Origin of the sequence: Lysinibacillus sp. CD3-6 (assembly GCF_006351725.2) — a bacterium.
Taxonomy (GTDB): domain Bacteria; phylum Bacillota; class Bacilli; order Bacillales_A; family Planococcaceae; genus Lysinibacillus.
In genome coordinates this window covers 2,899,562-2,913,229 of sequence record NZ_CP085880.1, presented here as the reverse complement: position 1 = coordinate 2,913,229, position 13,668 = coordinate 2,899,562, and the positions used below count along the sequence as shown (strand labels likewise).

The window sequence follows — 13,668 nt, the reverse complement described above, 5'->3', positions numbered from 1 at the left end:
GAGGAGATAAAAAAATGAAAGCAATTTTATTTGTTGGCCATGGTAGCCGTTTAGCAGCAGGAAACGACGAGGTGCGCACGTTTATTGAGCAAATGACACCTCGAGTTGATAAAAGTTTTTTAGTTGAAACATGTTTTTTGGAGTTTGCCTCTCCTAACATAGAAGAAGGTATTACAAATTGTATAAACAAGGGTGCTACAGAGGTCCATGTAATTCCGATTATTCTACTTCATGCAGGCCATTCAAAAATGCATATACCTGCAGAAATCGAACATGCACGTGAACATTATCCAAACATTACATTTACCTATGGGCAAACAATCGGTATTCATGATGAAATATTTGCTATTTTAGAAGACCGCTTAGCAGAAATCGGCTTTAATACTGAAGAAGAACATAAGGATACTGCCATTTTATTAATTGCACGAGGTGGTAGTGACCCAGCTGCAAATGGTGATTTTTATAAAATTACTCGTTTGTTATGGGAAAAACTGAACGTTCCTTATGTGGAAAGTGCTTTTATGGGCGTGACAGATCCTCGTGTTGAAGAAGGCATTGAACGCTGCGTTAAACTAGGGGCGAAAAAAATTATTATGCTACCGTACTTTTTATTCACAGGTATTTTAATGGAACGTATGAATGGTATGTGCGAGCAATTTAATAAGCAATATCCTGACTGTGATATTCAAATTGCTAACTATTTTGGCTACCATGAACGTTTGCAAAATGTCCTTTTAAACCGTATTGAGCAAGCAGTAAATGGTACATCAACAGGTATGCAAGATTTAGAAAATTATCGTGCTTATGCGGCGGTACATGGACATGCGCATCATCATCACAATCATGACCACGATCACGACCATCATGACCATAACCACCATCATGACCACCATCATGACCATCATCATAACGAGGAGCTAGTAAAATGATTTTCATGTTAGCAGGTACGAGTGACGCAAGGAATCTTGCACTTGAATTGCAGTCAGTGGGCTATGCTGTGACGGCGACAGTTGTGACAGATTCAGCCGCTTCAAGCCTTGCAGAGGTAGGTCTACCACATCTAGTTGGTAGACTAACGGCTGAGGAAATGGCAGCAATACTTACAGAACGCGGATATCGTCTAGTTGTCGATGCTTCACATCCATTTGCAGAGGAAGCATCTAAAAATGCGATGGCAGCAGCAAAGAGTGCTGGTGTTCCATATATTCGATATGAACGTGCGAATGAGCATTATGACCACCCGTTGATTACAGTTGTCAAAGACTATGAGGAAGCAGCACAATTAGCCGCAACAAAACGTGGTGTCATTATGCTGACAACTGGTAGTAAAACGCTTGCAACGTTTACAAAAGTATTACAGGGCCTAGAAAATACACGTGTTATCGCACGTATGCTTCCGCGCCTTGATAATATGGAAAAATGTGAGGCACTTGGTGTGGCACAAAGAGACATTGTTGCTATTCAAGGTCCTTTTTCAAAAGAATTAAACGAAGCGTTATTTCGTCAATATGACGTGACATTGATGATTACGAAAGAAAGTGGCAAGGTCGGCTCAGTCGATGAAAAGCTTGACGCAGCGCTGGCTTGTGGTATTGAAACAATATTAATCGCACGACCAAATATAAAATACGGCCAGCAATATTCCTCATTTGAGGAAGTAGTACAGGCGGTACAACACATACTTTAGGAGGCATTTCATATGGATTTCAAAACAGATTTCAAACCATTAACAGTAGACCCAGACAAAATTTATGACTATAGTTTCTCGATAATTGCAGAGGAAATGGGCGAACATGATTTTACAGAAGATGAGTGGAAAATTGTACGTCGTATTATCCATGCTTCTGCTGACTTTGAATTAGGACGTAGCGTTATTATTACACCAGGAGCGATTGAAGCGGGCATTAAGTCAATCCTTGCAGGTCGTCATGTCATTGCTGATGTACAAATGATTGAAAGTGGTTCAGGAAAAAAACGTTTCCAAAAGCATGGTGGGGATTTACACTGCTATATCGCAGATGAAGACGTTTCTATTGAAGCAAAAAAACAAAATACAACGCGTGCGATTATCTCTATGCAAAAGGCTTCAAAATTACATGAAGGTGGCATTTATGCAATCGGAAATGCACCGACAGCCTTACTAGAGTTAATTCGCTTAATTAAAGAAGGGTTAGCCAAACCAGACTTAATTATTGGTATGCCAGTAGGCTTTGTATCAGCAGCAGAGTCAAAAGAAGAGCTGTTAAAGCTAGAGGGAATTCCTTATATTACAAATGTTGGGCGTAAAGGCGGTAGTACAGTGACGGTTGCTGCTTTAAATGCCGTTTCATTATTAGCGGACGAACAGGCGAAAAAATAATGGAGCGGAAGCCAAAAAAGGATCCTAAAGACATGCGTCACGGTTATACAACAGGAGCCTGTGCAACTGCAGTTACAAAAGCAGCATTACTAGCACTCATTACAAATGAAGAGCAAGAAACGAGTACTATTCATTTGCCTATTGGACGAGACGCAACATTTACGATTGAAAAATGTACGATTAGCAGCAATGAAGTAAGCTGTGAAACGATTAAGGATGCTGGTGATGATCCAGATGCGACACACAAAGCCCTTATTATTGGCACAGTAAGCTGGGCTAATACACCTGGGATACATTTAGATGGAGGTATTGGCGTCGGGCGCGTAACAAAGCCCGGCTTGCCTGTTGCTGTTGGGGAAGCAGCAATTAACCCTGTACCACGTAAAATGATACATAGTACCGTACAAGACGTGCTAGACGAGTTTCAAATTAATCGCGGCGTAAATGTTGTTATTTCTGTACCAGAAGGTGAGGAAATTGCAAAAAAAACATTAAATGGTCGTCTTGGCATTATTGGGGGCATTTCCATTTTAGGCACAAGGGGAACCGTCGTGCCTTTTTCGAGTTCTGCATATATGGCAAGTATTGTTCAAGCTATTAGTGTCGCAAGGGCAGCTGGTTGTGAACATGTTGTTGTCACAACAGGTGGGCGAAGTGAAAAGTTTGGGATGGCCCAATATCCTACATTACCTGAGGAAGCATTTATTGAAATGGGTGATTTTGTCGGCTTTACATTAAAGCATTGTAAACGACTTGGCATTAAGCAAGTATCGCTCGTTGGAATGATGGGGAAATTTTCGAAAGTAGCACAAGGTGTAATGATGGTGCACTCCAAAAGCGCAGCCATTGATTTTAATTTTTTAGCGCAGCTAGCCATTGATATTGGGGCAGATGAAGAAACAGTAGCGCAAGTAAGAGAGGCAAATACCGCATCACAGGTTGGTGAAATCATGGCTGAAAAAGGCTACGATGCTTTCTTTCATCACCTATGCGAGGCGTGCTGTTATTCATCTTTACATCATATTAGAGGGGGCATGACGCTCTCCACATCGATTTATTCGATGCAGGGACAATTATTAGGAAGGGCTGATGACATTGCATCAATCGATGAAATTGATTGGGATCGGGGATAACGGACAGGAAAGTTTGCTACCACAGTATAGACAGTGGATTGAAGACTGCGAGGTGCTCGTAGGTGGTGAGCGTATCCTTGATTTTTTCCCAAGCTTTACAGGAGAAAAAATAGTCATTAAAGGCGGACTTTCAACGCTTGTTGAAAAACTATCCGAAGAAACGAGACATACAGTTATTTTAGCTTCGGGTGATCCTTTGTTTTATGGCATAGGGGGCTATTTAGCCAAAAAGCTGAATATCGAAGTATATCCGTATATGAGCTCCGTGCAGCTTGCATTTTCAAAAATGGGCGAAAGCTGGCAGGATGCCTATATAACGAGTATTCACGGGCGACCAATGAAAGGCTTAGCGCAACGTATTGATGGCAAAAAGAAAGTAGCATTACTAACAGATGCAGACAATAATCCAAATGCACTGGCACGTTATTTAAAGCATTTTGGTATAACCGAATACCGAGCTTTTGTGGCAGAAAATTTACAAGGCATTGATGAAAAATATGGCTGGTATACTCTTGATGAATTAGAAAAAGCGGAATTTTCACCTTTAAATGTTGTTATTCTACAGCAAACATCAGCTCCTAAGCATTATACACTTGGTATTGAAGATGAAGAGTTTTCGCAACGTAAACCAGATAAAGGACTGATTACGAAAAAAGAAATTCGTGTATTAAGTTTACAAGCTATGCAAATTCAAAAGGATAGTACGATTTGGGATGTTGGTACATGCACAGGATCGATGGCAATTGAAGCTGGTAAACTGGCACCTGAAGGTCAAGTGTATGCAGTGGAAAAAAATGCACCTGATTTAGAAAACTGTCTACAAAATCAACAGAAATTCCGCGTGGATATTACCGCTATTCATAGTAAAGCGCCAGCTGGACTGGAACATTTTCCAGACCCAGATGCGATTTTTATCGGCGGAACAGGGGGGGAAATGGTGGAATTATTACAGCTGTGCTGTGCACGCCTAAAGCCCAATGGTCGCATTGTCTTAAATGCGGCTACAATTGAAAATTTATATAAGGCAGTTGAGGCGTTTAAAGCTTGTGGCTTTGCAGTAGAAATTTTACAGGCGCAACTTGCACGTAGTAAACCGATTTTAGATATGACTCGCTTTGTCCCATTAAACCCGATCTATATTATTTCGGCATATCGAAAGGAAGAAAATCATGAGTAATCTTGGTATTTTATATGGCTTAGGCGTAGGCCCTGGCGACCCAGAGTTAATTACAGTAAAGGCATTCCGAGTTATCCAAGAGTCACCCGTTATTGCCTACCCGAAAAAATTAAAGGGTAGTAAAAGCTATGCACATCGTATTGTGGATGTTTACATTAATCCTGAGGAAAAAGATATGCTTGGTCTTGTTTTCCCGATGACGAAGGATGAAGCAGTTTTAGAACGTGAATGGACGAAATCTGTTGAACTTGTTTATGGTAAATTGAAAGAAGGTAAGGATGTTGCCTTTGTGACAGAAGGTGATCCTCTTTTATATAGTACTTTTATTCATATGATGAAGTTAATGCAGGACACGCATCCAGATGTAGAAATTCGTACTGTACCTGGTATTTCATCATTCAATGGTTCTGCATCACGACTAGGCATAGCCCTTGCGGATGGAGATGATCGTGTCGCAATTATTCCAGCTCATGATAATTATGAGGCAATGCGTGAGGCCATTGAAAGTCATGATGCAGTCGTATTTATAAAAGTAGCAAAGGTTATTGATTTAATGTTAGAAGTGCTACGTGATTTAGACTTGCTTGATAAGGCTTCCGTTGTGACAAAGGTTACGTCCGATGAGGAAATTATTTGGGATGTGCGTGAACTAGACGGTGTAGATTTAGAATATTTAACGTTAATGGTGGTGCGTAAATAATGAAGAAAATTTATATTGTTGGTGCAGGCCCAGGAGACCCAGATTTAATTACAGTTAAAGGTTTACATATGCTACAAACAGCGGATGTTGTCATGTATACGGATTCACTAGTCAATGAAGATCTTATTGCAAAGGCAAAGCCAGGTGCGGAAGTTATTCGTACAGCTGGTATGCATTTAGAAGAAATGGTGGCGGTCATGGTTGAACGTGTCAATGCAGGGAAAGTAGTAGCACGTATGCATACGGGCGACCCTGCGATGTATGGAGCTATCATGGAACAGATTGCATTGTTGAAGAAGGAAGGGATTGGCTACGAAGTTATTCCTGGAGTAAGCTCGGTATTTGCTTCAGCGGCGGCAATTGGTGCGGAATTAACCATTCCTGATTTAACACAAACGCTTATTTTAACACGTGCAGAAGGTCGTACACCTGTACCTGAGTTTGAAAAGCTACGTGATCTTGCTAGCCATCATTGTACGATTGCGCTGTTTTTAAGTGCAACACTAACAAAGAAAATTGTCAAAGAATTGCAAAGTGCGGGATGGTCTGATGATACACCAGTTGCGGTCATTCAGCGTGCTACTTGGCCCGATCAAAAAATTGTTCGTACGACTTTAGTTGAGCTTGATGAAGCGATGCGTGTCAATGGTATTCGTAAGCATGCGATGATTTTAGCTGGTTGGGCATTAGACCCAAATATCCATGATAAAGACGAGTACCGCTCAAAACTATATGATGCGACCTTTACACATGGCTTCCGAAAAGGTGTGAAGACAAGTGATTGAATTACAAGAGGGGGTATTGCCTGCAGTTGATCAGCGCAATCCGTATGCTGTTGTGGCCATTACAAAGCATGGTGTTCAAATCGGTCGCAAGCTACAGCAAACATTTGCTGCAAGTGACCTATATTATATGAGTAAATTTGAACAGGGCGACGAAGATGAAAAGCATATTCAGCTTTTTTCTGGTACTGTTCGTTTATTACTACCGACGCTTTTTAAGCAGTATAAAGGCTTAATCTTAATTATTTCACTTGGTGCAGTGGTGCGCATGATTGCACCAATTTTACAGGATAAGAAGACTGATCCTGGTGTTGTTGTTATTGATGATCGGGGAGAGAATGTAATTAGTGTACTCTCGGGGCATTTAGGTGGAGCGAATGAGCTAACGCATGAAGTTGCAGCGGCACTTGGAGCAAACCCTATTATTACAACAGCTTCTGACGTTCAAAAAACAATTCCTGTTGACTTATTTGGTGCTCGCTTTGGCTGGGTTTGGGACAGTGCAGATAAGCTAACACCTGTTAGCGCCTCTGTTGTTAATGAAGAACACGTTGCAATTGTGCAGGAAGCTGGGGAACGTGATTGGTGGATGCGTGATACACCAATGCCTGAGCAAATAAAAATTTACCCATCAGCACACGAAGCGATTGAAGCAAATCCACACGCTACGCTGTTCATTACCGACCGTCTCATTGAACCTGAGGAAGAAGTGCTTCTTGAAAATGGCGTCATTTATCGACCAAAAACGATTGTACTTGGTATGGGCTGTAATCGTGGGACGGCAGTTGAAGAGATTGAACAAGTGATTGATGAAACGCTAGCAGAGCTGAAGCTTTCGAAAAAAAGTGTCAAAGCACTTTGTACAATTGATTTGAAAAAAGATGAATCATGCTTTATTGAAATAACAAAAAAATATGATTGGGCGTTTGTAACATATACTCCCGAACAATTAAATGAAATCAATTTCCCATCGCCATCTGAAACAGTATTTAAATATACAGGGGCATATGGGGTAAGTGAACCAGCTGCTATGCGCTATGCACAGGTTGATTCCCTGCTATTACCAAAGAAAAAATCAGGCAATGCTACGATTTCTGTAGCAAGATTAGTATATTAAGGAGGAATCCTATGCAAACAAATCGCTTTGTACTTGCAGGGACAGGCAGTGGTGTTGGCAAGACAACATTTACAATTGGCCTTATGAAAGCTTTGCAAGAAAAAGGTAAAGTCGTACAAGGCTTTAAATGTGGTCCTGATTATATAGACCCTAGTTACCATACAGCCGTAACTGGACGTGCATCACGTAATATTGATAGCTGGATGTTCTCGCATGATGCGGTACGTGATATTGTTGCACGTGCAAGCATGGATGCGGACGTTTCCATTATAGAAGGTGTTATGGGTTTTTATGATGGCAAAAGTCCGTTATCTGATGAAGGCTCTGCGGCGGACATAAGTGTTGTGACCGAAAGTCCAGTTATTTTAATCGTCAATTGTGCTAGTATGGCGCGCAGCGTAGCAGCTGTAGTTAAAGGCTTTCAGCTACTTTCTGATAAACCAAACATTGTCGGCGTTATTGCGAACCAAGTAGGCAGTGTTGGTCATTATGAAATTGCCAAAGCTGCGATTGAGCAGGAATGTGGTATTCCAGTTATCGGCTATTTAAAACGTGAAACAGGCATTGATATTCCAAGTCGCCATTTAGGGCTTATTCCTGCGATTGAACGTGGTGAGCTCGATTCATTTTTTGACAAGCTAGGAGCTTTAATGGCAGAGACGATTGATTTGGATTTACTATTGTCATTAACAAAGGCACCCGTTCTACAAGAGACGGGACAACTATTTGCCAAACAACCTACAAAAGATATTTGTATTGCTGTTGCAAAAGATGCTGCATTCAATTTCTATTACGAGGAAAATCTAGCACTTTTACGAGCTAAAGGTGCAACAGTGCAATTTTTCTCACCACTTGCAAATGAACCCGTACCAGCGGAAGCAGATGGTTTATATATCGGTGGGGGCTTCCCAGAGGAGTTTGCCGATACGCTAGCAAAAAATGCAATCGTAAAATCATCCATTCGTGAAGCCATCACGAAAGGTTTACCGACATTAGCGGAATGCGGTGGCTTTATGTATTTGACTGAAGCAATTACAAATAGTCAAGGGGAACGTCATGAAATGCTAGGAGTTATTCCTGGGGAAGTAGCGATGCAAACAAAGCTTGCGGCACTTGGCTATCGTGAAATTTTTGGAACAACGTCTAACTTTTTAATCGGTCAGGACGAACAAGCAAAGGGCCATGAATTCCATTATTCTTCATACAGTGGTACCCATGAAACGCCTGCCTACGAAACAAAAGGGCGTTTTGGCAATAAACAAGAAGGTTACCAAAACGGAAATTTAGTAGCAGGCTATACGCATTTTCATTTTGTTTCCAATCCAAAGCTAGTTGATAACTGGTTAACTGCATGTAAGAAGGTGAAAACACATGACTAATTACTTTCCTATCCATTTAAATATTGAATATAAAACAGTTGTTATTGTTGGTGGTGGTCATGTTGCAACGCAAAAGGTTACTTCATTGCTACCTGCTAAAGCAAATATTGTAGTAGTTAGTCCAACTTTACACAACTCATTAGTGCCACTTGCAGAATCAGGGCAAATAACTTGGCGCGAAAAAGAATTTGAGCCACGTGATTTAGATGATGCAATATTAATAATTGCCGCAACGAATCAAACGAACGTCAACAATGCGGTCCAAGAAGCGGCGCAACATTGGCAACTCTTAAATCGCGCAGATGTACAAGGAGAGAGCGACTTTATAACTCCTGCAACCATTCGTCGTGGCCCTTTAGTGTTGACAGTTTCCACGTCTGGTGCAAGCCCAGCACTCGCACGCAAGATTAAAGAAGATTTAGCGGAGCAGTTTGATAACGTCTATGAGGATTACGTATGCTTTTTACAACAAGCGCGTCTAATGGTTACTGCTACATTTTATAAGGGTGACCAAAGACGTGCCGCGTTACAAGCATTACTTGAGCCAAAGTTATTAGAATGGACACGAAGTGGAGAGATTGACCGACGAGAGGCCTATTTACAACAACTATTGACAGGAGAAACGCGATGAAAGAAGGAATTGTATATTTAGTAGGGGCTGGTCCAGGCGATCCGAAGCTCATTACGGTGTATGGGTTAGAATGTATTCAAAAGGCTGATGTCATTGCTTATGATCGTCTAGTGAATCCGAAATTATTGGATTTTGCGAAAAAAGATGCAGAGCTTGTGTACTGTGGTAAATTGCCTGGTAAACATCATCTTATTCAAGATGAAATTAATGCATTGCTTGTTGAGCGGGCACAAGAAGGTAAAGTTGTAACTCGTTTAAAGGGTGGAGATCCCTTTGTGTTTGGACGTGGCGCTGAAGAGGCTGAAATATTGAAAAATCACGATATACGTTATGAAGTGGTACCAGGTATTACTGCGGGAATTGCAGCTCCTGCCTATGCAGGCATTCCTGTTACACATAGAGATTTTGCTACAAGTTTTGCACTAGTTACAGGTCATGGTCGTGAGGAAAAAGGACAAGATTTTTTAAATTGGCCAGCACTTGCAACTGGTATTGATACTGTCGCATTTTATATGAGTGTAGGGAATATTGCATATATTGCGAAAAAACTCATTGACAATGGTCGCCCAGCGACTACGCCCGTTGCGGTCATTGAATGGGGGACAACTGAGCAACAACGTACAATAACAGGACCACTAAATGACATTGCTAGTATTATTGATCGAGAGGGTTATCATAATCCTTCTATGATTGTTGTAGGGGACGTAGTTAAGGTTCGTGAAAAAATTCAATGGTTTGAAGAGCAAGGGCTCGCTTTTAGCTAATTGCTATTTTCTTATTTAAATAAAAAGACGAGCAAATGACAAAAGAGATAGATCAAAGGAGGACCACTACATGAAAGTAATGGAAGCATTAAAAAATCGCCGAGCAATTCGTAACTATACAAACCAGCCTATTGAAAAAGAAAAAATAGAGCAAATTTTACAAGCCGCGACGTATGCACCTAATGACCGAATGCGAGAACCTTGGCATTTTTATGTTATAGAAGGTGACGCAATGAACCGTTATGAAGCAATGGCTAGTACATATTTGCAAGAACGATTTCCAACGAAGCCTCATTTAGTGGAAAGTTCATTAAAGGTTGTCCAAACAACACCTGTGGCAATAGTGGTGACAGCCGATATTGTGGAAGATGATAAAGACGCAACAGAAGATAATATTTTTGCTGTATGCAGTGCGATTATGTCTATGTGGCTAGCTGCCGAGGAGCTAGGGTTAGGATTTGTTTGGCGTACGAGAGGTGTTGGACTTGTGCATGATTCTCGCATGCATACATTCATCGGTGCAGGTGACAATCAAAAGGTCGTAGGTACTATTTTCATAGGTTATCCCGAAGAGCAAGAGCTTAAAGACAAAAAACGTACATCATTTGAAGAAAAAACAACTTGGCTCTAAAGGAGGTAGGAGAAATGGCTAGAAAAGGTTTATTTTTAGTATACACAGGTGATGGCAAAGGAAAAACGACAGCTTCCCTTGGTGTAACATTACGCGCAGTAGGGCGTGGTTTAAATGTGCGTTATATGCAGTTTATAAAATCGCCAGAGCGTACGTACGGTGAAAAAATTGCCCTGTCAAAACTTGGAGTAGAAATGGAGCAAATGGGAATAGGGTTTACTTGGACAAAAACACCCGAGGAACATCGTGCCGCATTAGCAAAAGCTTGGCAAAAAACAAAGCAAGCTTTACAAGATGACAGCATTGATTTACTCGTTCTAGATGAGCTTAACAATGCGCTCGCAATTACAAAATTTCCAATCGATGACGTACTGCCATTAGCTGAAGTGCTCGAAGCCATTGCCCAGCGTCCTTCCACAATGCACCTTGTCGTAACAGGACGCAGTGCGAACCCCGCCCTTGTTGCTATGGCAGACTTAGTATCAACAATAGATGCAACGAAACATTATTATGAAGAAGGAATTCCAGCAGTCAAAGGACTAGAATTCTAAATCTATCTGTTCAAATTACGATATTACATTCTATGGGGGGATATTCAGTAGTGATTTAAGTCACTGAATATAAGCGACCCTCCTAATTATCAAGGAGGGAAATCAAAATGCCAGCAAAATCAATTATGATTCAAGGAACAGCCTCTGACGTTGGGAAAAGTATGATATGTACGGCATTATGTCGTATTTTTTCAGATGATGGGCTAAAAGTGGTACCTTTTAAGTCGCAAAATATGGCGCTAAATTCATTTGTAACCGAGGATGGCGGGGAAATTGGCCGCGCACAAGGGGTACAGGCTGAAGCAGCTCGTGTTGTAGCGACAACACATATGAATCCGATTTTATTAAAGCCAAAACAGGATATGGTATCTGAGGTAATTGTTCATGGCAAGCATTTCTTAAATATGGATGCCAAGAGCTATCGCAATCAATTTGTACAGCAAGCTATGCCGATTGTTGAGGAGTCAGTACGTACGTTACAAAATACATATGATGTCATTGTGCTTGAAGGTGCGGGAAGCCCAGCTGAAATTAATTTAAAAGATCGTGATATCGCGAATATGCGCATGGCACATTTAGCAGATGCAGCAGTTGTGTTAGTGGCAGATATTGACCGCGGTGGTGTGTTTGCTTCTATTATTGGGACACTCGCTTTACTTGATGATGCAGAGCGTGCACGTGTAAAGGGGCTTATCATTAATAAATTTCGAGGTATGCGCGAGCTATTAGACGATGGCATTGAATGGGTTGAACGTGAAACAGGCATCCCTGTTCTAGGCGTTGTGCCTTATGTAGATGTCAATATCGAAGCGGAGGATTCATTAGCGTTGTCTGCACTGCGATTTAAAAAACCAAAGCCTGGAGAGTTTTCAGTTGATGTGGCGATGATTCGTTTACCTCGCATATCGAATTTTACAGATGTAGATCCATTTTTTGATGAGCCAGAGGTCGGTGTGCGATTAATCGGCAACGTTGCAGAGCTAGGGACACCAGATTTACTTATAGTACCAGGCACCAAAAGTACAATGGATGATTTAGCATGGCTTAAAGCACAAGGCTTTGCACAGGCGATTGCAAGCTTACGTGCACGTGGCACTAAAATTATTGGCATATGTGGTGGCTTTCAAATGCTAGGTGAAGTATTACTCGATCCTGAGGCAGTTGAAGGAAATGGTGATTCAGCACATGGACTTGGTCTATTACCAATAGAAACAGTATTTGTAGGAGATAAAAAAACTGTGCAAATGTCGGGAGTGCGAGGAAATGACACACTGACAGGCTATGAAATCCATCTTGGTCGCACAAACATTTTACGAGATGAAGTATCACCATTTTTACAGTTAGCAGATGGACGTGTTGATGGAGCTGTAAGTGCAGATGAACAAGTTATCGGTACATATTTCCATGGTTTATTCCATAATCGTACCTTTACACGACAGCTTGTTAACGAGATTCGCATATCAAAAGGGATAACACCATTGCCGACAGATGTCAAAAGTGATGCTGAGCGTAGGGAAGATGCCTATAATATGCTAGCATCGCATGTGCGTGCTAATTTAAATATGGAAAAAATATACGAGATGTTAAAAATTGAGGTACATGGATGACAAGAAAAGGACCGTTAGCTATTAACTATGAAGCATTATGGCAAGAAGGAATGAAGGATTGGCAAGGACAAATGCCAGAGCGAATGGTCAACGATCAATTAGAAGAACAGTTTTGGTCTCAGTCGATTGCGCGCAAAAAAATGGGTCAAACTGATCCTTATGCAGCTCAAATTTTTGAAGAAATGAAGAAACATATTCAGCCACAACATTCGGTAGTTGAGATTGGTCCAGGATGGGGCAATTATACGTTCCCTCTTGCTAATTATGTTAGCAACCTTACGTGTGTCGATAGCTCAGACAGCATACTTGCCTACTTGCAACATTGTTTGCAACATAAGAACCATGTATCCTATGTGCATGCGAAATGGGAAAGGCTTGCTGAAACTGAGTTAGCAGCACATGATATTGTAATTGGCGTGAATTGTTTTTACCGCATGTATGAAATTAAAGCAGCACTATATCACATGAACCGACTTGCTAAAAAACGTGCGATTATCGGCATGACAACAGGACCAATTCAACCGCATTACGAAATATTACATGACAAATACGGTTACGATATTAAATTTCCACGAAGAGATTATATTGAGTTTTTGAATTTACTTTATGAAATGGATATATATGCAGATTGCGACATTATTCCATTAAAGCGAACGTATGAATATGAATCATATGAACAGCTTGTGACTACACAAAGCAAAAAAATATTAAGTGCGGACTTTAATCGATCACATGTTGAAGAGTCGCTTGCCCCGTATATTGAGGAAAAAAACGGTCGTTTTTACTATCGTCATGACTTCCACGCTGCACTCGTATCGTGGCAACCGAAATAATAGA

15 protein-coding genes are annotated in these 13,668 nt (G+C 41.0%); all 15 read left to right on the top strand.

Annotation, left to right across the window (positions count from 1 at the left end; translation table 11 throughout):
- Window positions 1-14: 14 nt before the first annotated feature.
- The gene (locus tag FH508_RS14470) at window positions 15-929 is read left to right on the top strand and encodes a sirohydrochlorin chelatase (protein ID WP_173478978.1); all 915 of its coding nucleotides are present in this window, start codon (window positions 15-17) and stop codon (window positions 927-929) included.
- Window positions 926-1,687 carry a precorrin-6A reductase gene (gene cobK / locus FH508_RS14465; protein WP_173478977.1) on the top strand — a complete coding sequence of 254 codons (762 nt, stop codon included), beginning with the start codon at window positions 926-928 and terminating at the stop codon, window positions 1,685-1,687. Before FH508_RS14470 ends, cobK begins: the two co-directional genes overlap by 4 nt.
- Window positions 1,688-1,699: 12 nt before the next feature.
- Complete coding sequence (locus FH508_RS14460) at window positions 1,700-2,359, top strand: precorrin-8X methylmutase (protein WP_173478976.1); 660 nt, start codon at window positions 1,700-1,702, stop codon at window positions 2,357-2,359.
- The gene (locus FH508_RS14455) at window positions 2,359-3,492 is read left to right on the top strand and encodes a cobalt-precorrin-5B (C(1))-methyltransferase (protein ID WP_173478975.1); all 1,134 of its coding nucleotides are present in this window, start codon (window positions 2,359-2,361) and stop codon (window positions 3,490-3,492) included. Before FH508_RS14460 ends, FH508_RS14455 begins: the two co-directional genes overlap by 1 nt.
- A complete protein-coding gene (gene cbiE, locus FH508_RS14450) occupies window positions 3,449-4,669 on the top strand; it encodes a precorrin-6y C5,15-methyltransferase (decarboxylating) subunit CbiE (protein ID WP_173478974.1) in 1,221 nt (406 codons plus the stop codon). The genes FH508_RS14455 and cbiE overlap by 44 nt, the downstream gene beginning before the upstream one ends.
- Window positions 4,662-5,369, top strand: coding sequence for a precorrin-2 C(20)-methyltransferase (gene cobI, locus FH508_RS14445; protein WP_173478973.1), 708 nt, complete (start codon window positions 4,662-4,664; stop codon window positions 5,367-5,369). Before cbiE ends, cobI begins: the two co-directional genes overlap by 8 nt.
- On the top strand, window positions 5,369-6,154 hold the full coding sequence (gene cobM / locus FH508_RS14440) for a precorrin-4 C(11)-methyltransferase (RefSeq protein WP_173478972.1): 786 nt from the start codon (window positions 5,369-5,371) through the stop codon (window positions 6,152-6,154). The genes cobI and cobM overlap by 1 nt, the downstream gene beginning before the upstream one ends.
- Window positions 6,147-7,268 carry a cobalt-precorrin 5A hydrolase gene (locus FH508_RS14435; RefSeq protein WP_173478971.1) on the top strand — a complete coding sequence of 374 codons (1,122 nt, stop codon included), beginning with the start codon at window positions 6,147-6,149 and terminating at the stop codon, window positions 7,266-7,268. Before cobM ends, FH508_RS14435 begins: the two co-directional genes overlap by 8 nt.
- An 11-nt stretch (window positions 7,269-7,279) precedes the next feature.
- The gene (locus FH508_RS14430) at window positions 7,280-8,647 is read left to right on the top strand and encodes a cobyrinic acid a,c-diamide synthase CobB (RefSeq protein WP_173478970.1); all 1,368 of its coding nucleotides are present in this window, start codon (window positions 7,280-7,282) and stop codon (window positions 8,645-8,647) included.
- Window positions 8,640-9,278: a precorrin-2 dehydrogenase/sirohydrochlorin ferrochelatase family protein gene (locus FH508_RS14425; RefSeq protein WP_173478969.1), complete on the top strand. Its 639-nt coding sequence runs from the start codon at window positions 8,640-8,642 to the stop codon at window positions 9,276-9,278. Before FH508_RS14430 ends, FH508_RS14425 begins: the two co-directional genes overlap by 8 nt.
- Window positions 9,275-10,042, top strand: a complete 768-nt coding sequence (gene cobA, locus FH508_RS14420; protein ID WP_173478968.1) for a uroporphyrinogen-III C-methyltransferase — start codon at window positions 9,275-9,277, stop codon at window positions 10,040-10,042. The genes FH508_RS14425 and cobA overlap by 4 nt, the downstream gene beginning before the upstream one ends.
- Window positions 10,043-10,112: 70 nt before the next feature.
- Window positions 10,113-10,673 (top strand): nitroreductase family protein, encoded by a 561-nt coding sequence (locus FH508_RS14415; protein ID WP_173478967.1) that lies wholly within the window; start codon window positions 10,113-10,115, stop codon window positions 10,671-10,673.
- A 14-nt stretch (window positions 10,674-10,687) separates the two neighbouring features.
- Complete coding sequence (locus FH508_RS14410; RefSeq protein WP_173478966.1) at window positions 10,688-11,224, top strand: cob(I)yrinic acid a,c-diamide adenosyltransferase; 537 nt, start codon at window positions 10,688-10,690, stop codon at window positions 11,222-11,224.
- A 107-nt stretch (window positions 11,225-11,331) separates the two neighbouring features.
- Window positions 11,332-12,831, top strand: coding sequence for a cobyric acid synthase (locus tag FH508_RS14405; protein ID WP_173478965.1), 1,500 nt, complete (start codon window positions 11,332-11,334; stop codon window positions 12,829-12,831).
- Complete coding sequence (locus FH508_RS14400; RefSeq protein ID WP_173478964.1) at window positions 12,828-13,664, top strand: class I SAM-dependent methyltransferase; 837 nt, start codon at window positions 12,828-12,830, stop codon at window positions 13,662-13,664. Before FH508_RS14405 ends, FH508_RS14400 begins: the two co-directional genes overlap by 4 nt.
- Window positions 13,665-13,668 lie beyond the last annotated feature (4 nt).

Coding starts and splice junctions, on each gene's coding strand:
- FH508_RS14470 (WP_173478978.1), top strand. CDS start 15: ATGAAAGCAATTTTATTTGTTGGCCATGGTAGCCGTTTAGCAGCAGGA.
- cobK (WP_173478977.1), top strand. CDS start 926: ATGATTTTCATGTTAGCAGGTACGAGTGACGCAAGGAATCTTGCACTT.
- FH508_RS14460 (WP_173478976.1), top strand. CDS start 1,700: ATGGATTTCAAAACAGATTTCAAACCATTAACAGTAGACCCAGACAAA.
- FH508_RS14455 (WP_173478975.1), top strand. CDS start 2,359: ATGGAGCGGAAGCCAAAAAAGGATCCTAAAGACATGCGTCACGGTTAT.
- cbiE (WP_173478974.1), top strand. CDS start 3,449: ATGACATTGCATCAATCGATGAAATTGATTGGGATCGGGGATAACGGA.
- cobI (WP_173478973.1), top strand. CDS start 4,662: ATGAGTAATCTTGGTATTTTATATGGCTTAGGCGTAGGCCCTGGCGAC.
- cobM (WP_173478972.1), top strand. CDS start 5,369: ATGAAGAAAATTTATATTGTTGGTGCAGGCCCAGGAGACCCAGATTTA.
- FH508_RS14430 (WP_173478970.1), top strand. CDS start 7,280: ATGCAAACAAATCGCTTTGTACTTGCAGGGACAGGCAGTGGTGTTGGC.
- FH508_RS14425 (WP_173478969.1), top strand. CDS start 8,640: ATGACTAATTACTTTCCTATCCATTTAAATATTGAATATAAAACAGTT.
- cobA (WP_173478968.1), top strand. CDS start 9,275: ATGAAAGAAGGAATTGTATATTTAGTAGGGGCTGGTCCAGGCGATCCG.
- FH508_RS14415 (WP_173478967.1), top strand. CDS start 10,113: ATGAAAGTAATGGAAGCATTAAAAAATCGCCGAGCAATTCGTAACTAT.
- FH508_RS14410 (WP_173478966.1), top strand. CDS start 10,688: ATGGCTAGAAAAGGTTTATTTTTAGTATACACAGGTGATGGCAAAGGA.
- FH508_RS14405 (WP_173478965.1), top strand. CDS start 11,332: ATGCCAGCAAAATCAATTATGATTCAAGGAACAGCCTCTGACGTTGGG.
- FH508_RS14400 (WP_173478964.1), top strand. CDS start 12,828: ATGACAAGAAAAGGACCGTTAGCTATTAACTATGAAGCATTATGGCAA.